The organism is Nocardia sp. NPDC087230, from assembly GCF_044744725.1.
Taxonomy (GTDB): Bacteria; Actinomycetota; Actinomycetes; order Mycobacteriales; family Mycobacteriaceae; genus Nocardia; species Nocardia canadensis.
Genome location: NZ_JBIUYV010000001.1, coordinates 1,358,536 through 1,385,037, shown reverse-complemented (window position 1 = coordinate 1,385,037; position 26,502 = coordinate 1,358,536). Strand labels below are relative to the sequence as shown.

At 72.7% G+C, this 26,502-nt stretch carries 2 protein-coding genes; both read right to left on the bottom strand.

Going from position 1 to position 26,502, the window contains the following annotated elements; translation table 11 throughout:
- Positions 1-4: 4 nt before the first annotated feature.
- The gene (locus tag ACIO52_RS06385; RefSeq protein ID WP_402642101.1) at positions 5-15,727 is read right to left on the bottom strand and encodes an SDR family NAD(P)-dependent oxidoreductase; all 15,723 of its coding nucleotides are present in this window, start codon (positions 15,725-15,727) and stop codon (positions 5-7) included.
- Positions 15,724-26,496 (bottom strand): type I polyketide synthase, encoded by a 10,773-nt coding sequence (locus ACIO52_RS06380; RefSeq protein WP_402642098.1) that lies wholly within the window; start codon positions 26,494-26,496, stop codon positions 15,724-15,726. The genes ACIO52_RS06385 and ACIO52_RS06380 overlap by 4 nt, the downstream gene beginning before the upstream one ends.
- Positions 26,497-26,502 lie beyond the last annotated feature (6 nt).

Genomic DNA, 26,502 nt, shown 5'->3' with positions numbered 1-26,502 from the left:
GCCGTCAGTCCTCTGAGGAGTTGTGGTAAGCCAGATCGATCAGGTCATCGATGTCGAGGTCGTCGATCGACTCCTCGGTGATGGGCTGATCGGGCTCGTCGTGGCTGTGCTGACCCTGAGCAAGATGCAGGAGCGCGTCCAGCAGGCCCGCGTCGCGCAGCCGCGCGAGGGGGATGGTCTGCAGGGCCCGGCGGATCTCGGCATCGGGGTGATCGGCGTGCGGTTGCCGGTCGGTCAGCTCGTCGTGGAGGTACTCGGCGAGCGCCGCGGGTGTCGGGTAGTCGAACACCAGCGTCGCGGGCAGTGCCAGACCGGTGGCGGTCTTGAGGGCGTTGCGGAACTCGATCGCGGTGATCGAGTCGAAGCCGAGTTCGTTGAAGGCCCGATCCGCGTCGACGGCGTGGGCGTCGCGGTGGCCCAGGGTCGCGGCGACCTGACCGCGGACGATCTCGACCAGCACGCCGTGTCGCTCGCCGTCCGGGGTCTCGGCCAACCGGGCGCGCAGCCCGGCGCTCGCGTCCACGGCTGCGGTCCGGCGTGGCGCGGTCAGCCCGGCCAGCAGGGCGGGGGCGAAGCCCGCGTCGCGCATGGTGGCCAGGTCGAGCCGGGCCAGGATCGGGGCCGCCGTGTCGAGGCGCGTCGCGGCGTCGAACAGGGCCAGGCCCTGCGCTCGCGACAACGGCAGCATGCCCGTGCGGGTCATGCGCAGCCGATCGACCTCGCCGAGTTCGCCTGCCATGCCGCCGTCCCACAGCCCCCAGGCCAGGGACTGACCCGGTCGGCCGGTGGCCCTGCGGTGCGCCGCGAGCGCGTCGAGGGTGGCGTTGGCCGCGCCGTAGTTGCCCTGCCCGGTATTGCCGAACGCGCCTGCCGCCGAACTGAACAGCACGAAGGCTTTCAACGGCAGGTCGCTGGTCAGCGCGTGCAGGTGCAGCGCGGCGTCGACCTTGGGGGCGAGGACGGTGTCCATCCGGTCCGCGGTGAGCGAGGCGACGGCGCCGTCGTCGAGGACGCCCGCGAGGTGGAACACCGCGACGAGCGGGTGCTCGGCGGGGATGTCGGCCAGGACGCGGGCGAGCGCGTCGCGGTCGGCGACGTCGCACGCGTCGATGTCGACGTGCGCGCCCTCGAGCTCCGCCCGCAACTCGGCGGTGCCGGGCGCGGATTCGCCCCGGCGGCTGAGCAACCGGAGTCGGCGGACCCCGTGCGCATCCACGAGATGCCGGGCGAACATCCGACCCAGTAGGCCACCGGCACCGGTGATCAGCACGGTCTCCTCCGGCGCGACAGCGGGACTCGCGACCGTGCCGCTCGCGGCGGCACCGAGGCGGGCCAGCCGTGCGGCGGTGACCTGCCCGTCGCGCACCGCGACCTGCGGTTCACCCGTGGCCAGGATCCCGCCCAGCAGCCCGTCGAGATCGGCGTCCGCGTCGATCGAGACGACCCGGCCGGGGCTCTCGGACTGCGCCGAGCGCACCAGGCCACCGACCGCCGCGCCGGCGAGATTCGTGATGTCCTCCCCGGCGACGGAGACCGCTCCCTCGGTCCGGACGACGAGCACCGAATCCGCGAACCGTTCGTCGCCGAGCCAGGTGTGCAGCGCCGACAGGACGAGATGGGTCGCGGCGCGGATGTCGGCAGGTTCGTTGCCCGCCGGGCAGTCCAGGACCGCGACCGTCGGCACCTCGACACCGAGGTCGGTCCACGCGACAGCGTCGATCTCGGTGCGCGACACCGCGATCGGCGTCCACTCGACCCGGAACAGCGCGTTGCTCACGGTGGCCGCGCCCGCCGTGAGCTGGGCGGGATCCATGGGGCGGGACGCCAGGTGACGCACGGTGGCCACCGGCGCGCCCCACTGGTCGGCCAGCTCGAGCGTGGCGCCGTGGTCGCCGACCCGGGTGAGCCGGACCCGGACGGCGGTCGCTCCGGCCGCGTGCACGGTGACACCCGACCATTCGAACGGCAGCGCGATGCCGTCCGTGGGCAGGTCGGCAGCGGCGAGGAGCGCGTGCAGGGCCGAGTCGAACAGCGCCGGGTGGATGCCGAAGCCGTCGGCGCCGACCGATTCGGGCAGCGCGACCTCCGCGAACACCTCGTCCCCGCGCTGCCATACCGCGCGCAGGCCCTGGAAGAACGGGCCGTATCCGTAGCCCGCGTCCAGCAGGTCGTCGTAGACCGTGTCGAGCGGCAGGGGCTGGGCGCCGGCGGGCGGCCACGCGGTGAGCGCGGTGGTGGGGACCTGCGCGTCGGTCGCGAGAAGGCCCTCGGCGTTCAGGGTCCACGCCGCGTCGCCGTCGTCCGGACGGGAGAAGATCCGCACCGCACGCTGTCCGGCGGGGTCCTGGTCACCGACCACGAGGCGCAGTGCGAGACCACCGGTCTCGGTGAGCACCAGCGGTGCCTGCAGGACCAGCTCGGCCACCGTCGAGCAGCCGACCTGCTCGGCGGCGTGCAGCGCGAGTTCGACCAGCCCGGTGCCGGGGAACACGACGGTGTCGAGCACCCGGTGGTCGGTCAGCCACGGCTGCGCCTGCGCCGACAGGCGACCCGTGAGGGTGACCGCGTCGGAATCGGGGTGCGTGATGACCGCCGACACCAGGGGGTGGCCGGTCGCCAGCAGTCCCATGGATCGGGCGTCGCCCGCGGCCGCGCCTTCGGTCATCCAGTAACGGCGACGCTGGAAAGCGTAGGTGGGCAGGTCGATTCGCCGTGCGCCGGACCCGGCGTACAGGGCGGACCAGTCCACCGGCGTGCCGGCGACGTGCAGCCGGGCCAACCCGGTCAGCAGGGTCGACGGATCGGCGTGCTCGCGGGCGCACAGCGCGACCGTCGTCGCGGTGTCGAGAGCTTGCGCGACCATCGGCGTGAGCGCCGCGTCGGGCCCGATCTCGGCGAACCGGGTGACCCCCAGCTCGGCCATCGTGGCGACCGCGGCGGCGAAGCGCACCGTGTCGCGGACCTGCCCGACCCAGTAGGCCGGGTCCGACATCTCGTCGCCGATCCGAGCACCGGTGACGGTGGAGACCACGGGCACGTTCGGCCGGCCGAACGTCAAACCTTCGATTACCGAGGCGAAGTCGGCCAGCATCGGCTCCATCAGCGCCGAATGGAACGCGTGCGAGACCCGCAGCCGGTGGGTCCGCCAACCGTTTTCGGCACAGCGCTGCACCACCGCGGAGACCTCGGCGTCGATGCCGGAGAGCACGATCGAGGACGGGCCGTTGACCGCGGCGATCGACACCCCGTCGATCAGCAACGGCAGCACATCGGCTTCCGGCGCGCCCACCGCGACCATCGCGCCGCCGGTGGGCAGCGCCTGCATCAACCGGCCACGCGCCGCGACCAGCACGCACGCGTCGTCGAGCGACAACACCCCGGCCACGTGCGCGGCCGCGATCTCACCGATCGAATGACCGGCCACCACCTCGGCCCGCACACCCCACGACTCCAGCAGCCGGAACAACGCCACCTCGAAGGCGAACAGGCCCGCCTGGGTGAATACCGTCCGGCCGCTCAGCTCCTCGTCACCCAGGGCGACAGTCAGCGAATCAGGCTGTCCCAGCGGTTGTTCCAGTCGAGCGGCGATGCCGTCGAAGTGCTCGGCGAAGATCGGGTAGCCGCGCAGTCCGTCGGCCATGCCCGCCCACTGCGCACCCTGCCCGGAGAACACGAAGCCTGTCGAACCCGACACCACCCGGCCGCGCACCACCCGCGTTGGCTCGGTGCCGTCGGCCAAGGCCCGCAGCTCCGCAGACCGGTCGGCGCGATCTCCGGCCAGCACGACGGCCCGATGCTCGAAGACGCCGCGCGTCACGGCCAGCGAGTAGCCGACGTCGATCGGGTCGAGATCGTCCATTCGGGCGACGAGCCGAGCGGCCTGATCGGCCAGCGCCGCACCGCTGCGCGCGGACAGCACCCACGGCGTCGGGCCGTCGGGCCGGTCGGTCGGCGTGGTCGAATCCGCCACCGGCGGCGCCTGTTCCACGATGACGTGTGCGTTCGTGCCGCTGATGCCGAACGAGGACACCCCCGCGCGCCGCGGCCGATCCAGCGCGGGCCACTCGACCGATTCGGTCAGCAGGCGGACATGTCCTTCGGACCAATCCACCTTGGTACTGGGCTGATCCGCGTGCAGGGTGCGCGGCAGCACCCCGTGCCGCATCGCCATGATCATCTTGATCACACCACCCACACCGGCCGCCGCCTGCGCGTGACCGATATTGGATTTCAGCGAGCCCAGCCACAGCGGACGATCCTCGGCGCGATCCTGGCCGTAGGTGGCCAACAGGGCTTGCGCTTCGATCGGATCACCCAATGTCGTTCCGGTGCCATGGGCTTCGACGACGTCGACCTCGACGGCCGAGACTCCCGCATTGGCGAGCGCCTGGCGGATCACCCGCTGCTGCGAGGGACCGTTGGGCGCGGTGAACCCATTGGACGCACCGTCCTGGTTGACCGCCGAGCCCGCGAGCACCGCCAGTACCTGATGGCCGTTGCGGCGAGCGTCGGACAGCCGCTCCAGCACGAGCACGCCCGCGCCCTCGGACCAGCCGACACCATCGGCGTCGTCGGCGAACGACTTGCATCGCCCGTCCGGTGACAGCCCGCGCTGACGGCCGAACTCCAGGAACATGTCCGGGGTCGCCATCACGGCCACACCACCGGCCAAGGCGAGTTCACACTCTCCCGACCGCAGCGACTGCGCCGCCAGATGCAGCGCGACCAGCGACGACGAGCACGCCGTGTCCACCGTGACCGACGGCCCCTCCAGCCCGAACACGTAGGAGACCCGGCCCGAGACCAGGCTGCCCGCGGCGCTGCTGCCGGTACCGGAGCCCTGCGCGTAGTCGTGGTACATCACGCCGGTGAACACCCCGGTCGCGCTGCCCCGCAGCACCGCCGGATCCAGACCGGCGCGCTCGAGCGCCTCCCACGAGACCTCGAGCAGTACCCGCTGCTGCGGGTCCATGACGGTGGCCTCGTTCGGGCTGATCCCGAAGAAGTCCGCGTCGAATTCCGCGGCGTCGTAGAGGAATCCGCCGCGGCGGGTGTAGGTCTTGCCCGGCTTGCCGGGTTCGGGGTCGTAGATGCCGTCGAGGTCCCAGCCGCGATCGAGCGGCATGTCCCCGGTGGTGTCGCCGCCGGAGGTCACCAGCTGCCACAGGTCCTCGGGTGAGGCGACGCCGCCCGGGTAGCGGCAGCTCATGGCCACCACCGCGATCGGCTCGTCGTCGGCGCGGACCCGGCCGACCACGCGTTCCTCGGCCGCCCCCGTGCCGGAGAGCTGGGAATCGAGGAACTCCGCGACGATCCCCGGAGTGGGGTAGTCGAAGATGAGCGTGGCGGGCAGGTGCAGACCGGTCGCCGCGTTGAGCTTGTTGCGGAACTCCACCGCGCCGAGCGAGTCGAAGCCGAGCTGCTGGAACGGCCGATCGGCGACGACGGCCTCGGCCGAGGCGTGCCCGAGGATGTCGGCGGCCACCGACCGGACCAGGTCGAGCAGGGCGCCGCCGCGATCGGCATCGGAGAGCCCGGCGAGCTTGCGCAGGAACGCCTGGCCCGCCGCCGTGCGGGTGGGACGACGTGCCGGGGCCGGTGCGATCGCGCGCAACAGCGCCGGGATCTGTTCGTCCCTGGTGCGCAGCACAGCCGGATCGACGCGCAGGGGTACCAGCTGGGCGGTGTCGGAGGCGATGGCCGCGTCGAACAGCGCCAGCCCCTCCGCCTCGGTCAGCGGCGGGAAGCCCTGCCTGCGCATCCGGTCGAAGTCGGCCTCGGACAGTTCGGCGCCGAGCCCGGTGGCGCGTGCCCACATGCCGTAGTCGAGCGCGATCGCGGGCAGGCCGAGCCGGTGCCGGTGCGCGGCGAGGGCGTCGAGGAAGACGTTGGCCGCCGCGTAGTTCGCCTGCCCGGCGGGCAGGACCAGGCCGCCGGCCGAGGACACCAGGACGAACAGCGACAGCGCGCGCTCGGCGGTGAGTTCGTGCAGATGCCAGGCGGCGTCGGCCTTGGGCCGGAACACCCGCTCGATCCGCTCCGGGGTGAGCGCCTCGATCAGCCCGTTGTCGGCGGTGCCCGCCGCGTGCACCACACCGACCAGCGGATGCTCGGCGGGCACCGAGTCGAGCAGGGCGGCCAGGGCGGCGCGGTCGGCCACATCGCACGCGGCGATGGTGACCTCGGCGCCGAGTTCGACCAGTTCGGAACGCAACTCGGCCGCACCGGCCGCGGTCGCACCGCGCCGCGAGGTCAGCAGCAGGTGCCGGACACCGTGCGCGGTGACCAGGTGCCGCGCGAACACCGCGCCCAAACCGCCGGTGCCACCGGTGATCAGGACCGTGCCGGTATCGAGCGACCGCGTGATCGTGCCGGCGGTCTGGCGGGTCAGGCGCGGGACGAGCAGCGTCGTCGCGCGCAGTGCCGCCTCGGGCTCCCCGGCCGCGACGGCCGCCGCGATCCGGACGGGGTCGGGATCGGCATCCAGGTCGAGGAGCTGGAAGCGGCCGGGGTGTTCGGCCTGCGCGGCGCGCAGCAACCCCCACACCGGCGCCTGCACCGGGTTCACCTCGTCGGTATGGACCGCGTGTGTGGTGAGCACGACCAACCGCGCATCGTCGCAGCGGGGATCGGCGAGCCACCGCTGCACGGTGTCGAGGACACCGGCCAGGGCCGCGCGAGCCGCCTCCGGCACCGCGCCCTCGGGGTCCGGCGCGACGAGCAGCACGAGCTCGGGGATCACCGGCTCTTGCGTCGCGTCGAGATCGGCGAGCAGGGCCGGGAGATCCGGGTACCCGCGTACCTCGCCCGTGCTCGAGGCACCGAGCACAGCGATGCGCTCCGGTGCGACCGTCGCCGTCGGCATGGCGTACGGCACCCAGTCGACGGCGAACAGCGATTCCGCGATCCGGTCCGCACCGAGTCGTTCGGCCGAGACCGGGCGCGAGATCAAGGCGCCCACCGACAGCACCGGCTGTCCCTGGTCGTCGGCGATCTGCAGGGCATACCTGGTGCCGTCCAGCACGATGCGAACGCGCACCGCGGCGGCACCCGCCGCGTGCACGACGACCTGGTTCCAGGTGAACGGCAGTGCCGGGAAGCCCTCGACGCCGCCGCGCAGCCCGTGGATGATCCCCGCGTGCAGCGCCGAGTCGAAGAGCGCGGGATGGATGCCGAAGCCCGCGGCATCGCGCGGATCGGACAGCGACACTTCGGCGAACAGCTCGTCGCCACGCTGCCAGGCGGCCTGCAAGCCCTGGAAGAACGGGCCGTATCCGTAACCGACATCGAGCAATTCGTCGTAGGCGCGGTCGACGTCGATCGGCCGCGCGCCGGCCGGGGGCCAGGCGGTCAGCTCGAAATCGGCGGTCGTGTCCGCCGGTGCCAGCACGCCTTCGGCGTGGCGGGCCCACGGACCGTCGACGCTGTGCCGTGAGTACACACCGAGCCGTCGGCGGCCGGTGTCATCGGCGGCGGCCACGACGACCTGCACCGCGACACTGCCGTCGGCCGGTACCGTCAACGGGGTGTGCAGGACGAGTTCGTCCACCATCGGACAGCCGAGCAGTCCGCCGACATAGCCGGCCAGCTCCACGAAGCCGGTGCCCGGTAGCAGCACGACACCGAGCACGCTGTGATCGGCCAGCCACGGCACGGTCGCCGGGGACCAGCGGCCGGTGAAACTGATTCCGCCCGACTCCGGATGTGCCACCACGGCGCCGAGCAGCGGATGATCCACCGTGTCGAGACCGACGGAGGTGACCCCACCCAGCTCGGCGCCCAGCCACGATGTCGCCAGCGCCTGCTTGGCATCGAGCCAGAACCGCTCGTGCTGGAAGGCGTAGGTGGGCAGGTCGACGCGGCGCGCACCGGTCCCGGCGAACACCCCGGCCCAGTCCACGACCCCGCCGGAGACGAACAGACCCGCGACGCCGTTCAGCACCGACGACGCGTCTGCGCGGTCGCGGCGCGCCAGCGCCACCACCGTCGCGGCGGTGTCGTCGACGATCTGGGTGACCATCGGGGTGAGCACGGCATCGGGTCCCACCTCGGCGAACCGCGTGACCCCCAGCTCGGCCATGGTGGCGACCGCGTCGGCGAACCGCACCGTCGCCCGGACCTGCTCGACCCAGTAGGCCGGGTCCGACAGCTCGTCCTCGACCCGGCGTCCGGTCACGGTCGACACGAGCTCGATGCTCGGCCGCGAGAACCGCAATTCCCCGACCACCGCGGCGAATTCGGCGAGCATCGGCTCCATCAGCGTCGAGTGGAAGGCGTGCGAGACCCGCAGCCGATGGGTACGCCATCCGCGCTCGGCACACACCTCGGCCACGGCCGCGACGGCATCCCCTGGACCGGACAGCACGACAGCGCCGGGGGCGTTGACCGCGGCGAGGGATACCGACTCGCCCAGCAGGGGCGACACCTCGGCTTCCGGCGCACCCACCGCGACCATCGCCCCGCCCGTGGGCAGCGCCTGCATCAACCGGCCGCGGGCCGCCACCAGGGCGCAGGCGTCGCCGAGGGACAACACGCCCGCCACGTGTGCGGCGGCGATCTCACCGATCGAATGACCGGCCACCACATCCGGGCGAACGCCCCAGGATTCGAGCAGACGGAACAGGGCCACCTCGAAGGCGAACAGGCCCGCCTGCGCGAACACCGTCCGGTCGACCGCCTCGTCGTCCGCGAGCGCGTCCACCAGCGAAAACGACTGTTCCAGCAGCGGATTAACGCCGGTGACGATCTCGTCGAAAGTCCGCGCGAACACCGGATACGCGGCACACAGCTCGGCCGCCATGCCCGCCCACTGCGCGCCCTGACCGGAGAACACCAGACCTGTGGCGCCCGCCACCGCCCGGCCGGTCACCACACCGGCGGCGGCCGAACCGGTGGCCAGCGCCGCGATTCCCGCCCGGAGACCAGCCGCGTCCTCGGCCAGGACCACGGCGCGATGCTCGAACACACCGCGCGTGGCGACCAGCGAGAACCCGACATCCTGTGGAGTGAAACCGAATTCATCCACCTGCGCACCCAACCGCGCGGCCTGCGCGGCGAGGGCATCGTCACCGCGCGCCGACAGCACCCACGGCAGCAGCCCGGCGGCAGCGCCGGGCGACACCGAATCCGCCACCGCCGGAGCCTGTTCCACGATCACGTGCGCGTTGGTGCCACTGATGCCGAACGAGGACACGCCCGCGCGACGTGGCCGATCGACCTGCGGCCACTCGACCGCCTCGGTCAGCAGTCGCAGGTGTCCCGCGGACCAGTCCACCTTGGTGCTGGGCTGGTCCACGTGCAGCGTCTTGGGCAGCACACCGTGCCGCATGGCCATGACCATCTTGATCACACCACCCACACCGGCAGCTGCCTGCGAGTGCCCGATGTTGGATTTCAGCGAGCCGAGCCACAGTGGACGATCCTCGGGGCGGTCCCGGCCATAGGTGGCCAGCAGGGCCTGCGCCTCGATCGGATCACCCAGCGTCGTCCCGGTGCCGTGCGCTTCGACCACGTCGACCTCGACCGGCGAGACCCCGGCATTGGCCAGCGCCTGCCGGATCACCCGCCGTTGCGACGGACCGTTCGGCGCGGTCAGACCGTTCGACGCGCCGTCCTGGTTCACCGCCGACCCGGCGACCACCGCCAGCACCGGATGACCGTTGCGGCGCGCGTCCGACAGCCGCTCCAGCACGAGGACCCCGACACCCTCGGACCAGGCGACACCGTCGGCGGCATCGGCGAAGGACTTGCTCCGCCCGTCCGGCGCCAGCCCCCGCTGACGGCTGAACTCCACGAACGTCTCCGGCGTGGCCATCACCGCGACACCACCGGCGAGCGCGAGATCGCACTCCCCCGAGCGCAGCGACTGCGCCGCCAGGTGCAGCGCGACCAGCGACGACGAGCACGCGGTGTCGACGGTGACCGACGGCCCTTCCAAGCCGAACACATACGACACCCGGCCGGAGGCGAGGGAACCGGAGTTCGCGTTGACCGGATAGTCGTGATACATCATGCCGGTGAAGACGCCGGTCGCGCTGCCGCGCAGTACCGCCGGATCCACCCCGGCCCGCTCGAAGGCCTCCCACGAGCTCTCCAGCAGCAGGAACTGCTGCGGGTCCATCGCCGCGGCCTCGTTGGGGCTGATGCCGAAGAAGGCGGGGTCGAATTCGCCCGCGCCGTGCAGGAATCCGCCCTCGCGGGTGTAGGTGGTGTTGGGCGTCTCACCGGTGGGGTCGTAGATCCGCGCGGTGTCCCACCCGCGATTCACCGGGAACTCCGTGACCGCGTCGACGCCGTCGGCGACCAGTCGCCACAGCTGCTCGGGCGTGCTGACGCCGCCCGGGTAGCGGCAGGCCATACCCACGATCGCGATCGGATCGCCGTCGACGGCCCGGTCCGCGACGACCGCGATCTCGGTGGCCGTGCCCAGGAATTCCTCGGCCAGGTGCTCGGCCAGCGCCTGCGGTGTCGGGTAATCGAAGACGACCGTGGCGGGCAGGGCGAGACCGGTGACGGTCTTGAGCCGGTTGCGCAGCTCGACCGCGCTCAGCGAATCGAACCCGAGATCCTGGAAGGCCCGGCCGGGATCGATCGCGGCCACGCTGTCGTGACCGAGCACGGCCGCGATGTGCGTGCGCACGGTGTCGAGCACCAGCTGCCGTTGCCGGTCGATGTCCGCCCCGGCCAACCGAATCCGCAAGTCCGACACCATTGTCGAGGTGGCGGCGCGGCGCGGCGCGGGCGCCAGGTCGCGCAGGAGCGGGGGCAACAGCCCGGCCTCGGCCTGGGCCCTGATCGCGGCGGTGTCGAGGACGGCGATCACCGCATGCGGTGCGCCGTGGGCGATGGCCGCGTCCCATCCGGCCAGCGCCTGCGCGTCCGGCATGGCGGTGAATCCGCTGCGGCTCATCCTGGCCACGTCGGTGTCACCGAGTTGCCCGGACATCCCGCTCGAGCGGGCCCACAGCCCCCACGCCAACGACTGACCCGCCAGCCCGGCGGCCCGGCGATGCGCCACCAGCGCGTCGAGGAAGGTATTGGCGGCGGCGTAGTTGCCCTGCCCGGGTCCGCCGACGGTGCCCGAGGCCGAGGAGAACACCACGAACGCGGACAGGTCCAGGTCCGCGGTCGCCTCGTGCAGATACCAGGCGGCATCCGCCTTCGGTGCCAGAACGGTGTCGATCCGCTCGCCGGTCAACGAGGCGATGACCCCGTCGTCGAGGACACCGGCGGCATGGATCACCCCGGTCAACGGCCACTGCTCGGGCACCTCACCCGGCAGCGCGGCCACGGCGGCGGCATCGGTGACATCACATGCCAGCACCCGCACCTGGACGCCGGACTCGGCCAGCTCGGCACACAGCGCCGCCGCGCCGTCCGCCCGCGGACCCCGACGGCTGACCAGCAGCAGCGACCGCACCCCGTGCTCGGCCACGAGGTGGCGCGCGATCACGCCACCCACACCACCGGTGCCACCGGTGATCAGCACCGTTCCCTCGCCGAAGGCGGTGGTAGCGGCGGTACTCGTAGTGTTCACGCCGGTGCGCCGGGTGAGCCGGGCGGTGTGGGTGACGCCCGCCCGGACGACGACCTGGGGTTCGCCCACGGCCAGGACGGTGGCCGCGAGATGCTCGTCGACGACGGTGTCCGCGTCGACCAGCACGATCCGGCCGGGATCCTCCGACTGCGCGGAGCGCACCAGGCCCCATACAGCGGCACCGGGGAGGTCGAGGAGGTCTTCGCCGGGAAGCGCGATCGCGCCGCGCGTGACGATCAGCAGGGTGCTCGTGGCGAAACGGTCCTGTGCCGGCCACTGCTGGATCACGGTGAGGATCCGGGCGAGTTCGGTGTGGGTGGTCGCCACCGTGTCCGCGCCGGTGCTCCCGGTCCCGCCGGCTCCGGCGTCGACGACGACCACCGGCGGGACCGGCGACGCCGCGTCGAGCCGCTCCCATCGGCCGATGGTCGCGGGTGTCGTGGCGGGTTCGGCCGTGACCGGTGACCAGGTCAGTTCCAGCAGCGGCGCGGCGGGTTTGCCCACGCCGGCGGTCAGCTGGTCGAGCGGCGTCCGCCGGGTGGTCAGCGTTCCCGACAGCACGGGCAGGCCCTGCTCGTCGGTCGCAGTGAAGGCCACCGATGATCCCGTCGAGGCCAGCCGCACGCGCAGCACGGACGCGCCGGCCGCGTGCAGCGAGACCGACTCCCACGAGAAGGGCAGCACCACCTGTCCGGCGGGGATCGCGAACGGCGACCGTGCCGCATCGGCAGCGCTGTCCATTACCCCGGCGAGCAGACCGGCCTGCATGGCCGCGTCCAGCAGCGCGGGATGGATACCGAATCCTTCCGCGCGGGCGCCGGTCTCGGCGTCGACGGCGACCTCGGCGAAGACCTCGGCACCGTGGCGCCACAGCGCGCGCACGCCCTGGAAGGCCGGACCGTACTCGTATCCCCGCACCAGCAGCGCGGCGTACGCGGACTCGACGTCGATCTCGGTCGCGGCGGGCGGCCAGGTCGGCGCGGCGGTCAGGCTCGCCGCGGGCTCCCCGGCGAGCAGACCGCGCGCGTGCAGCAGCCACTGTCCGTCGCGGTCGTGCTCGCCACGCGAGTAGATCGAGACCGACCGGTGCGGGGCGTCGTCGGCGGCCCCGCCGACCACCACCTGGACCTGCACCCCACCCGCGGCGGGCAGCAGCAGCGGGGCCTGCAAGGTCAGTTCCTCGACCACCGGATACCCGGCCTCGGCACCGGCGCGCAGCGCCAGCTCCACGAATCCGGTACCCGGCAGCAGGACCGAGCCGGCAACCACGTGGTCGGCCAGCCACGGCTGGGTCGCGACCGACAGCCGCCCGGTCAGCAGGACACCGCCGGATTCCGGTTCCGACACCACCGCGCCCAGCAGCGGATGGCGCACGGCACCCAGCCCGGCCCACGCGACGTCGGCGGCACCGGCCGAGGTCTCGAGCCAGTAGCGACGGCGCTGGAAGGCATAGGTGGGCAACGAGACCCGCGCGACCGGCCGCGCGGCGAAGAACGCCGCCCAGTCGACGTCGACGCCGACCGTGTCGACACTCACCGCGCAGCGCACGAACTGTTCGACCTCGGCCTGTCCGCGCCGCGCGCCCGCGACCACCAGTGACCGCGCCTCGATCTCGTCCGGCAGGCACTGCCGGGTCATCGCGGACAGCACCGCGTCCGGGCCGATCTCCACGAACCGGCGCACGCCCGAGGCCACGAGCGTGTCCACGCCGCGGGCGAACCGCACGGCCTCGCGCACCTGCCGGACCCAGTAGGCGGGCTCGAGCACCTCGTCACCGGCGAGCTCGCCGGACAGGTTCGAGACCAGGGGAACCTGCGGACGCCGATAGGTCACGCCCCGGGCGACGGACTCGAATTCGGCCAGCATCGGGTCCATCCGAGCCGAGTGGAACGCGTGCGACACCGTCAGCCGCGAGGTCTTGCGGCCGCGCTCGGCGAACAGCCGCTCGAGCGCGGTCACCGCGTCTTCGTCACCGGAAACCACCACGGCGGTCGGCGAATTCACCGCCGCGACGGACACCGTGTCCACAGCGGCGGTCAACGCCTCGGCGACCTCGGCCTCGCTCGTCGCGACGGCCAGCATGGCGCCGCCTTCCGGCAGCCGCCCCATGAGACGGCCACGCGCCGCCACCACCCGGCACGCGTCCGGCAGCGACCACACGCCGGCCAGGTACGCGGCGGTCAGCTCACCGATCGAATGACCGAGCAGCACATCCGGTGTCACCCCGACGGATTCCCACAGGCGGTACTGCGCGAATTCGTAGGCGAACAGGGCGGGCTGGGTGTACTCGGTGCGATGCAGCGAGCCGTCGGCGCCGTCGAACATCAGCTGCCGCAGCGAGACTCCCAGCAGCGGATCGAACTGCGCGCACACCTCGTCCAGCGCGGCCGCGAACACCGGGAACGCCGCATACAGCGCACGTCCCATCCCGTCCTGCTGCGCGCCCTGGCCGGTGCACAGGAACGCGGTCTTGCGCAGCACCGCCTGGCCCGTGGCCACCCCGGGCGCGGGCGAGGACTCCGCCAGGGCGGTCAGTCCGGCGAGCATCCCGTCCCGGTCGGCGGCCACGAACGCACCGCGCCACTCCAGCCGGGCACGCGTGGTCGACAGCGAGTATCCGAGATCGTCGACCCGCAGTGCGGGCTGCTCGGTTACCCATCGCAGCAGCTTGGCGGCCTGATCACGCAGGGCCGGAGCGGATTTCGCGGACAGCAACAGCGGGGTGACACCGAGCGCCACGGCGGGCGGCGGGTCCTCGTCCGACGGCTCGACGGCGATCTCGACCGGAGCGGGCGCCTCTTCCAGGATGACGTGGGTGTTGGTGCCGCTGGCGCCGAACGAGGACACACCCGCACGCCGCACCCGCTCGCCGGCGGGCCACGGCTCCGCCTCGGTGAGCAGCCGGACCGTCGCGGGCGACCATTCCACCTGCGGGGTGGGCGCGTCGACATGCAGTGTCGGGGGCAGCATCTCGTGCCGCATCGCCTGCACCATCTTGATCACGCCGCCGACGCCCGCCGCGGCGGAGGTGTGGCCGATGTTCGACTTGAGCGAACCGATGCGCAACGGTTCGCCGGTGCGATCGCGGCCGTAGGCGGCGATCAGGGCCTGCGCCTCGATCGGGTCGCCGAGGGTGGTGCCGGTGCCGTGCGCTTCGACGGCGTCGATGTCGGCGGGCGTCAGCCCGGCGTTGGCCAGGGCCTGGGCGATCACCATCTCCTGCGAGGGACCGTTCGGCGCGGTCAGCCTGCTGCTGGCGCCGTCCTGATTGACCGCTGTACCGCGCACGACCGCGAGGATCGGGTGGCCGTGGCGGCGGGCGTCGGAGAGCCGCTCGACCACGAGCATGCCCAGGCCCTCGGAGAACCCGGTGCCGTTCGCCCCGGCCGCGAACGCCTTGCAGCGCGCGTCCGGTGACAGCGCCCGCTGGCGGCCGAAGGCGATGAGCAGGGTGGGATCCGACATCACGGTCACGCCACCGACCAGCGCGAGCGATGTATCGCCCTGCCGCAGCGCCTGGCACGCGAGGTGCAGTGCGACCAGTGAGGACGAGCAGGCGGTGTCCACCGACAGCGCCGGACCCTTGAGGCCGAAGGTGAACGACACCCGCCCGGACAGCACGCTGGCCGAAACACCGGGATAGGCATGACCTTCCGCCTCGGCCGTCAGGCCGGGCGAACCCACGCGCGGACCGTAGTCCTGATGGATCACACCGGCGAACACGCCGGTGTCGCTGCCGCGCAACGACACCGGGTCGATGCCCGCGTCCTCGAGCGCCTCCCACGCGGCTTCGAGGAACAGCCGCTGCTGCGGGTCCATCGCTTCGGCCGCGCGCGGGCCGATCCCGAAGAAGGCGGCGTCGAAGTCGCCCGCCGCGTCCAGGAACCCGCCCTCGCGGGTGTAGATGCTGCCCGCCGCATCGGGGTCGGGGTCGAACAGGCGCTCGAGGTCCCAGCCGCGATCGGCCGGGAACGGGCCGACCGCGTCGGTGCCGGTCGCGACGAGGTCCCACAGCTGGTCCGGGGTCTCGACACCGCCGGGATACCGGCAGCTCATGCCCACGATCGCGATCGGTTCGGCGGCCCGTTCCTCGAGCTGGTCGATGTGCTTCTTGGCGGCGCGGAGGTCTCCGGTGAGCTTGCGCAGATACCGGCTGAGTCGTTCCTCGTTGCTGGTGCCGGGGTTGCTCATGCTGGGCCAAACTCCTCGTCGATCAAATCCAAGAGCTCACTGCCGGACGGCAGGTCGAGATCGTCGTACTCGGTGTCCGGCCAGCGGCCGGACAGGTAGGTGCGCAGGCGGTTGTTGACACCGCGCAGACCGGCGACGGTCTCGTCGTCGTCGCCCGCGGTAGCCAGGATCCGGTCGAGCAGCGACTCGAGCCGGGCGATGTCGTCGGGCGCCGCCGTTGGCGCGGCCGGTGCGGTCACCGTGGTCCGAGACAGCAGGTAGTCGGCGAGGTCTGCGGCGGTCGGGTAGTCGAACGCCAGGGTCGACGGCAGCGACAGACCCGTCAGGTTCGCCAGCCGGTTGCGGAACTCGACGGCGCCGAGCGAGTCGAATCCGAGTTCGTCGAACCCGCGATCGGGGGCGATCTCGTCGGCCGAGGCGTAGCCGAGCACGGCGGCGACGGTCTCGCGCACCAGATCCAGGACGAGTCCGCGGCGCTTGGCCTCCGCCACCCCGTGCAGGCGCTCCCCGAGCGTGGGTTCGGTGCTCGTGGTCGCTGCGGCGCGGTCCCTGGTGCGGACGAAGCCGCGCAGGGCGCCGGGCACCGGGCCGGTGTGCGCTTCGATGCGGAGCTTGTCGGTGTCCAGGTGGACCAGGGCCTGCACCGGTTCGGCGGTGGTCAGCGCCTCGTCGAACAGGCGCAGGCCGTCGGCGCGGTCCAGCGGGGCCAGGCCGAGGCGTTCCATCCGGCTCAGGGCGAGCCGGTCCAGGGTGCCGGTCATGCCGAGGTCCGGCTGCCACGGCCCCCACGCCAGCGACAGCGCGGGCAGCCCCTCGGCCCGGCGCCGGATGGCGAGAGCGTCCAGGAAGCTGTTCGCCGCGGCGTAGTTGGCCTGCCCCGCCGAGCCGAGCACGCCGGCGATCGAGGAGAACAGGACGAACGCGGACAGCTCCAGGTCCCGGGTGAGTTCGTGCAGGTGCCAGGCCGCGTCGGCCTTCGGCGCGAACACCCGATCGACCTGATCGGCGGTCAGGGCGTGGAACGTGCTGTCCGCCAACAGGCCCGCGGTGTGGACGACGCCGGTGAGCGGATGCTCGGCGGGCAGGTCGTGGAGCAGCTTCGCCAGCGCGTCGCGGTCGGTGACATCGCACGCGGCGATGCGCACCTCGGCGCCCAGCCCGGCCAGTGTCCGCGCGAGTTCTGCCGCGCCCTCGGCATTTTCACCGCGCCGCGACACCAGCAGCAGCCGCCGCACACCGTGTTCGGTGACCAGGTGCCGGGCCAGCAACGCACCCAATCCTCCGGTGCCGCCGGTGATCAGCACGGTGCCCGGACCGAAGGAGACCGGCGCGGTGGCCGGTGCGGTCACCGGTTCCAGTCGCGGCGCCAGGACGCGATCGCCGCGCACCGCGATCTGCGGTTCGCCGGTCGCGACCGCGGCCAGGATCGCGTCGGCCGAGACCGGTGCCGCGTCGGCGTCGACCAGGACGATCCGCCCCGGGTACTCGGTCTGCGCGCTGCGGATCAGGCCCGTGACCGCGGCCGCCGCGATCTCGGGCGTCTCCTCGGGCAGCCCGGCCGCCCGCCGGGTGACGACCACCAGCCGTGATCGGGCGAACCGGTCGTCCGCCAGCCAGCCGCGCACCGTGTCCAGCGCGGCCCGTACCCGGTCCCCCGTCAGCGCGTCCTGCGGCGCCGCCGCCGCTTCGGACCAGACGACGAGGTCGGGCACCGCTGCCGCCGCGGCGAGTGCCGCCAGATCCGGGTAGCGCTCGTCGACACCGAGGATCGGTGCGACACCGAGCACGGCGGCGCTGCCGGGCGGTGCGAGGCCGTCCGGCGTCGCGGCCGCGGTCCAGCGCACTCCGTATCGGCCTGCCCGGCCACCGGCCAGGTTGGCGCGGAACTGCTGGACGTCGTAGGAACGCATGACCACTTCGTCGATGGAGACGACCGGGTTGCCGTCCTGGTCGACGGCGACGACGGTGATGGTCTCGCTGTCGCGCTGGATGGCCATCACCCGCAGCGACGTCACCGTCGCGGTGGTGTGGAAGCGGGTCGCGCCCCAGCGGAACAGCAGTTTGCCCTCGGCGGGGTTGTTCGCTTCCGCGGACCAGATCAGGCAGACCAGTCCGGCGTGCATCACCATGTCGAACAGTGCCGGATGCAGCCGGAACCGGTCGACCGGGACCTCCGGGCTCAGGGTGACCTCGGAGAAGATGGTGTCCCCGGTGCGCCACGCGCCGTCGATCCCGTAGAACGACGGCCCGTATTCCAGGCCGGCCACCCGACCCACCTGGGCCGGAATCCAGGCGGGATCGACGGGTGTGGCCCCGACCGGCGGCCACGGTTCGGCGCGCAGCATCGCCATCAGCCCGATGTCGGTGAGCTGATGACCGCTCAGCACGCCGCTGGCATTGCGCGTCCATGCGGTGTCGGCCGCGTCGGCGAGGCGGTAGTGGAAGGTGAACGACCGGCGGCCCGCCGAATCCGGTTCCCGCACCAGGACCTGGAGCTCCACGGCGCCCTCTGGCGGCGGCAGGATCGGCGCCTCGAGGGTCAGTTCCTCGACCGCGCCGCACCCGATGCGAGCCCCGGCGACCAGCAGCATCTCCATGAGCGCGGCACTCGGCACGAGCACGACGCCGTAGGTCATGTGGTCGGCGATCCAGGGATGGGTGCGCAGCGACAAGCGGCCGGTGAACAGCCACTCGTCGCGATCGGCCACCCGCACCACGTCGGTGAGCAGCGGGTGGTCCGCCGACCCCGTGCCGGAATCGCCCGGCGCTGGGTCGAGCCAGAACCGCCGATGCTCGAAGGCATAGGTGGGCAGGGTGACTCGGGCTGCGTGGCCCGCGGTGAACAGTGCGTTCCACTCCACCTTCGCGCCCGCGGTGTGGGCCTGGGCGAGCATGGTCAGGAACTGCTCGACCTCGTCGTGCTCGCGCCGGGCCGCCGCGGCCACCACCGCGCGCTGCTCGAGCTCGGCGGGCAGGCTCTGGCGGGTCATCGCCGCGAGGACGGCGTCGGGGCCGATCTCGAGGAATCGGCGCACCCCCGAGGTCACCAGGGTCTCGACGCCCGGCGCGAACCGCACCGCGCCGCGCACCTGCGCGGCCCAGTACGCGGGAGCCAGGATCTCATCGCCGGCGAGCGCGCCGGAGACGTTGGACACCAGCGGAATCCGCGGCGAGTGGTAAGTGACACCCGCCGCGACCGTCGCGAATTCGGCCAGCATCGGTTCCATCCGCGCCGAATGGAACGCGTGCGAGACCCGCAGCCCGCTGGTCTTGCGCCCCTGCTCGGTGAACCGCCGATCGAGGGCGTCGACGACGTCTTCGTCGCCGGAGATCACCACAGCGGCAGGCCCGTTGACCGCGGCGATCGACACCCGATCACCGAATTCCGCGATGGCCGTAGCGACTTCGGCTTCGGTCGCGGCGACGGCCAGCATCGCCCCGCCCTCGGGCAGCGCGTCCATCAGCGCGCCGCGGGCCGCGACGAGCGCGCAGGCGTCGTCGAGCGACCACACCCCCGCGACATGCGCCGCGGCCAATTCCCCGATCGAGTGTCCGATCACCAGGTCCGGGACGAGCCCGAACGACGCCACCAGCCGGTACAGCGCCACTTCGAAGGCGAACAGCGCGGGCTGGGTCAGCCGGGTCCGGTCCAGGACCCCGCTCGCCGCGGCGACGCCCTGATCGTCGACCAGGCCTCCGGTGAACATCGCCTGCTTCAGCGAGCACCCCAGCAGCGGGTCGAACCGGGCGCACACCTCGTCGAGGGCGGTCGCGAAGACCGGGAACGCCTCGGCCAGACCCGCGCCCATGCCGACCCGCTGCGCGCCCTGACCGGTGAACAGGAACGCGGTCTTCCCGGCGCCGACCGTGCCGGACAGCACGCCGGTCGCGGCGGTACCGGCGGCCAGCTTGCCCAGGCGGTCCAGCAGGTCGTCGCGGTCACGGCCGAGGACCGCCGCGCGGTACTCGTGCTGCGCGCGGCCCGTCGCGAGCGAGTACGCGACGTCGACCGGATCGGTGTCGGGATGCTCGAGCAGCCAGGTCCGCAGGCGCGCCGCCTGGGCCGCCAGCGCGGTCCGGCTCTTGGCCGACACCAGCAGCGGCACCGTGCGCGGACCGTCGGCGGCGCGCGCGGCGACGCTCGACCGGGTGGCGGGTGCTTCCTCGAGGATGGCGTGGGCGTTGGTCCCGCTGACACCGAACGACGACACACCGGCCCGGCGCACCGGCCCGCCCGCACGCCACGGTTCCGGCGCGGTCAGCAGGCGCACCGACCCTGCCGACCAATCCACATGCGGAGAGGGCACGTCGGCGTGCAGGGTGGCGGGCAGCGTTTCGTGCCGCAGCGCCTGCACCATCTTGATCACGCCGCCGACACCGGCCGCCGCGACCGTGTGCCCGATATTCGATTTGATGGAGCCGATGCGCAGCGGTTCGCGCTCGCCGCGGTCCTGGCCGTAGGCGGCGATCAGCGCGTTGGCCTCGATCGGGTCGCCCAGCGGGGTGCCGGTGCCGTGCGCTTCCACCGCGTCCACGTCGGCGGGGGTGAGTCCGGCACTGGCCAGCGCTTGGGCGATCACCCGCTCCTGGGAGGGGCCGTTCGGCGCGGTCAGCCCGTTGCTGGCGCCGTCCTGGTTGACGGCCGTGCCGCGCACCAGGGCGAGGACATCGTGGCCGAGGCGCCGGGCGTCGGAGAGCCGTTCCAGCACCAGCACGCCGACGCCTTCGGAGAACGCGACGCCGTCGGCCGCGTCGGAGAACGCCTTGCACCGCCCGTCCGGCGAGAGGCCGCGTTGCCGGGCGAAATCGACGTAGAGGTAGGGGGTCGCCGCGACGGTCACGCCGCTGGCCAGCGCCAGCGAGCTCTCGCCCTGGCGCAGCGCCTGGCAGGCCAGATGCAGGGAGACCAGCGACGACGAGCACGCGGTGTCCACGGTGACCGCGGGCCCTTCGAGTCCGAGGACGTAGGCCACGCGCCCGGAGATCACACTGCTGGTGGTGCCGGTGAGCCGGTAGCCCTCCAGGTCGCCGACCACCCGGTCGACGTAGCCCGAGGCTCCCGCGCCGGCGAACACGCCGGTATCGCTGCCGCGCAGGGAGATCGGGTCGATCCCCGCGTCCTCGAGCGCCTCCCAGGAGACCTCGAGCAGCAGTCGCTGCTGCGGGTCCATCGCGGACGCCTCGCGCGGGCTGATCCCGAAGAAGCCGGGATCGAAATCGCCCGCGTCGTAAAGGAATCCGCCGCGATTGGTATAGACGGTCCCGGGCTTGTCGGGGTCGGCGTCGAGCAGGCGCGGCAGATCCCAGCTGCGATCGGCGGGGAATTCGCCGGTGGCGTCGATGCCGGACGCGACGAGATCCCAGAGCTGCTGCGGTGATTCGACGCCGCCGGGGAAGCGGCAGGCCATGCCGACGATCGCGATCGGCTCGTCGGCCCGTACCCGGCGCACAGTCTTGGCGGTGGGACCGCCGGTCGCCGGGGTGACGCGGGAGCGCACCAGCTCGGCCACCGCCGTCGGGGTCGGGTGGTCGAACACCAGGGTCGACGGCAGTTGCAGGCCGGTGGCCTTGCCGAGCCGGTTGCGGAACTCCACGCCGCCGAGGGAGTCGAAGCCGATCTCGTCGAAGCGCTGGTCCGGCCGGATATCGCCGCCCGACTCGTGGCCGAGTACCGCGGCGGCCTGGGTCAGCACGACATCGAGGATCAGTTCGCCGCGACGCGCCTCGGGGACCTCGGCCAGCTGGGCAGCCAGGGCGCCGACCGGCGCTGCCGCCGCGTGCGCCGGGCGGGTCGAGCGTCGCACGTAGCCGCGCAGGACGGCGGGCACGGCGGCGGGGTCGGTCTCGCGGCGCAATGCCGCGGCGTCGAACCGGATCGGTGCCGGCCGCGCCTCGGTGTGCGCGAGCGCCTCGTCGAACAGACGCACGCCGTCGACGTCGGCGAGCGGGCTCAGGCCCAGCCGATCCCACCGCGCGAGGGCGGCCTCGTCCAGACCACCGGTCATCCCGCTGCCCTGGTTCCACGGCCCCCACGCCAGTGACGTGGCGGCCAGACCCGCGGTCCGTCGCCGCTGTGCCAGGGCGTCGAGGACGCCGTTCGCGGCGGCGTAGTTGCCCTGCCCGGCCGAGCCGAGCACAGTCGCGATCGAGGAGAACAGCACGAACGCCGCCAGAGTCCGGTCCCGGGTCAGCTCGTGCAGATGCCAGGCGCCGTCGACCTTGGGGGCCAGTACCCGGTCCACCTGGTCGTCGGTCAGCGTCGCCACCGTGCCGTCCGCGAGCACGCCCGCGGTGTGCACCACACCGGTCAGCCCGGTGCCGATGCTGTCGAGCAGGTCGCGCACCGCGTCCCGATCGGTCACATCGCAGGCGACGATCCGCGTCTGGGCGCCCAGGCGCGCCAGCTCGGCCACCAGGGCGGCGGCGCCCGCGGCCGCGGGGCCGCGACGGGAGGTCAGCACCAGGTCACCGACACCGTGCGCGGTGACGAGGTGGCGGGCGAACAGGGCGCCCAGCCCCCCGGTCCCGCCGGTGATCAACACGGTCCCGTCGCCGAAGGACACCGGTGCCGCGTCCGTGGTGGCCGCGCGCACCAGTCGCGGTGTCAGCAGCCGACCACCACGCACCGCGACCTGCGGTTCGCCGGAGCGCACCACGGCCGCGATCCGGTCCGCGTCGACAGGGGTGGCCGGGTCCTCGTCGACCAGGACGAACCGGTCCGGGTTCTCCGACTGCGCACTCCGCAGCAAGCCCCACAGCGCGGCCGCGGCGAGATCGGGTGTCTCACCGGGCAGGCCCGCGCCGCCGGTCGTCACGACGACCAGCCGGGTGTCGGACAGCCGGTCCTCGGCGAGCCAGCGTCGCAGCGTCGCCAAGGTGTCGCGGACGCTCGCCCGCACCGCTGCCGGGTCGTCGGAGACCTGTGCCCCGAGAGCCCGCCACACCACGACAGCCGGAACAGGTTCAGCCGCAGCGAGATCCGCGATCGAGGCGGCCGCGTCGAGCCCCGGGACAGCGGTTCCCGCGAGCGTGACCATCGCGGGCACGGGCGCCGGGCCCGCGCTGTCCGCCTGCTCCCATCGCACCTGGTACAGCTCGGCTTCGGCACCGGCGACCGTGCTCCGGAATTCCTTGACGTCGTAGGGACGCATCACCACCGCGTCGACCGAGACGATCGGTGCGCCTTCGGGATCGATCGCCGCGACGGAGATGGTCTCCGGCCCGGACGCGACCGCGATGACGCGCAGCGAGGTCACCGCCGCGGGCCAGGGCCCCGACTTGTGGAATCGCGCGCCGCCCCACCGGAACAGCAATCTGCCGGTGTCGGGATCGGGATTCCCCTCGTCCCAGAGCAATCGGGAGAACCCGGCGTGCATGACCATGTCCAGCAGGGCCGGATGCAGGTCGTGGCGGCCCGCCTCGGGTGCCGCGTCGAGGTTCAGGGCGATCTCGGAGAAGACCGTGTCGTCACGCTGCCACGCGGCGCGCACACCGAGGAAGGCGGGACCGTACTCGAGCCCGGCGTCCCGGGAGATCCGCGCCGGAAGTCCCGCGCTGTCCACGATGTCGGCGTCGGCGGGCGGCCAGTCCTCGTCGCGCAGGCGCTGTGCCAAGGCCGAGTCGCCGTCCCAGCGGGCGGCCAGCACGCCGGTGGCGTTGTGCACCCAGTCCGACTCCGGCGAGGTGCGGAAGTAGAACTCGAACGGGCGGCGACCCGAGTCGTCGGCGGCCTGCACCAGGACCTGCAGCTCGATCTCGGTGTCGTCGGTCGGCAGGATCGGTGCCTGCAAGGTGAGTTCGTCGACGACCTCGCAACCGATCCGTGCCCCGGCGGCGAGCAGGAACTCGATCAGGGTCGCGCTCGGCACGACGACCACGCCGTAGGTCATATGATCGGCGATCCACGGATGGGTGCGCAGCGAGAGCCTGCCGGTGAGCAGCCACTCGTCGGTACCCGCCACCCCGACCACACCGGTCAGGATCGGATGATCCGACGCGCCCGCCGCAGCGCCCTGGTCCGGCTGTAGCCAGTAGCGCCGACGCTGGAAGGCGTAGGTGGGCAACGACATCCGTGGCACCGGCCGGCCCGCGAACAGCGGAGCCCACGTCACCGGCACACCCGCGACCTGCAATCGCGCCAGCGCCGTGACGAACTGCGCCACCTCGTCGGCGGACCGACGCGATGTCGCCGCCGCGGTCGCGACCGACTCGACCTCGGGAACCTCGGCCAGGCACTCCCGGGTCATCGCCGTGAGCACCGCGTCCGGGCCCAGCTCCACGAAGCGCCGCGCGCCCGCCGCGACCAGCGCGTCCACGCCCGGCGCGAACCGCACGCAGCCGCGCACCTGCCGCACCCAGTACTCCGGATCGGTCACCGCGGCGTCGGCGAGCGCACCGGACTCGTTCGACACGATCGGCACCCGCGGCGTCGCGTACGCGACGCCCTCGGCCACCGCGCGGAATTCGGCAAGCATCGGCTCCATGCGCGCCGAGTGGAAGGCATGGCTGACCCGCAACCGACTGGTCCGCACCCCGTCGGCGCCGAGCCGCCGCTCGATCTCCTCGATCGCGTCGGCCTCCCCGGACAACACCGACGACGTCGGCCCGTTCACCGCCGCGATCGACACCCGGTCACCGAGGCCGGCGACGATCTCGCCCGCCCGGTCGGCGGTGACCGCCGCCGCGAGCATCGCCCCACCCACCGGCAGCGCGCCCATCAGCCGACCCCGCGCCGCCACCAGCGCGCACGCGTCCGGCAACGTCCACACCCCGGCGACGAACGCGGCCGCCAGCTCACCGATCGAGTGCCCGATCAGGAAATCCGGTGTCACACCGAAGGATTCGACCAGCCTGCACATCGCGACCTCGAAGGCGAACAGCGCGGGCTGGGTGAATTCGGTCCGGTCGAGCACACCGTCGGTGTCGGTGAACATCACCTCGCGCAACGACCGCCCGAGCAGCGGATCGAATGCCGCGCAGAGCTCGTCGAGCGCCGCCGCGAACACCGGGAACGCCCGATACAGCTCCGCGCCCATACCGATTCGCTGCGCGCCCTGACCGGTGCACAGGAAGGCGGTGCGCTCCTGGGTGGCCTTCGCCTCGAGCACGCCGGGCGCGCCCGCCGCCAGCTCGGCCAGCCCGGCCAGCACGTCGTCGCGGTCGCGGCCGACGACCGCGCCCCGCCACTCCAGCAGCGCCCGCGAGGTCGTCAGCGCGTGCGCGACGTCGCGGACGTCCCGGTCGGGATCGTTGATCAGCCACTGCCGCAGGCGATCCGCCTGGGCGCGCAGGGCGTCGGGAGACTTGGCCGACAGCACCAGCGGAACGATCTCCGTCTCGGTGGGTGTCGCGAGTGGCTCGGTGTCGTCGACGACCGGCTCGGCGGGCGCCTCCTCGAGGATCAGGTGCGCGTTGGTGCCGCTGGCCCCGAACGAGGACACCCCCGCCCGCCGGGTCCGCTCCCCCGCAGGCCACGGCTCGTTGTCCCGCAACAGCCGCACCGTGCCCGCCGACCAATCCACATGCGGCGTCGGTGCGTCCACGTGCAGGGTCTTCGGCAGCACCTCGTGGCGCAGCGCCTGCACCATCTTGATCACGCCGCCGACGCCCGCTGCCGCCGAGGTGTGGCCGACGTTCGACTTGAGCGAGCCCAGCCGCAGTGGCGCACCCGCGCGCCGCGCGCCGTAGACGCTGATCAGCGCCCGTGCCTCGATCGGATCACCGAGCATCGTGCCGGTCCCGTGCGCCTCGACGGCGTCGATGTCGGTGGGCTCGAGCCCCGCGTTGGCCAACGCCTGCGCGATGACGCGCTCCTGGGACGGACCGTTCGGCGCGGTCAGGCCGTTGCTCGCGCCGTCCTGGTTGACCGCGCTGCCACGCACCACCGCCAGCACGGGGTGGCCGAGCCGCCGCGCGTCCGACAGCCGCTCCAGCACCAGCACGCCGAGCCCCTCGGAGAACCCGGTTCCGTCCGCCGCGGCCGCGAACGCCTTGCAGCGGGCGTCCGGGGACAGGGCCCGCTGCCGCGCGAACGCGATCAGCAGGGAGGGATCCGACATCACGGTGACGCCACCGGCCAGCGCGAGCGTGGCGTCGCCCTGACGCAGGGCCTGGCAGGCCAGATGCAGGGCCACCAGCGAGGACGAGCACGCGGTGTCGACCGAGATCGCCGGGCCCTTGAACCCGAACGAATAGGCGATCCGCCCGGACAGCACGCTGTTCGACACACCCAGGTAGGCATGGCCTTCCGTCTCGGCGCCGATGGTCGCCGAGCCGATGCGCGGACCGTAGTGCTGGTGGATGACACCGGCGAACACGCCGGTGTCGCTGCCGCGCAACGACACCGGGTCGATGCCCGCGTCCTCGAGCGCCTCCCAGGAGGCTTCGAGCATCAGCCGCTGCTGCGGGTCCATCGCGGCCGCCTCGCGCGGGCCGATCCCGAAGAACGCCGCGTCGAATTCGCCGACGGCGTCGAGGAATCCGCCGTCGCGCGTGTAGACGGTGCCCGGCGCGTCGGGGTCCTCGTCGAAGAGCCGGTCCAGGTCCCAGCCACGATCGGCCGGGTAGGCCCCGACCGCGTCCACCCCGTCGGCGGTCACCCGCCACAGGTCCTCGGGTGACCGCACGCCGCCGGGGTACCGGCAGGCCATGCCGACGATGGCGATCGGCTCCTGCGACCGGTCGGTGAGCTCACGAAGCTGCTGCTTGGTCTCGTACAGCTCTTTCGCGGTCTTCTTGAGGTACCGGCGTAGCTCGTCGTTGTCGGCCATCGGTGG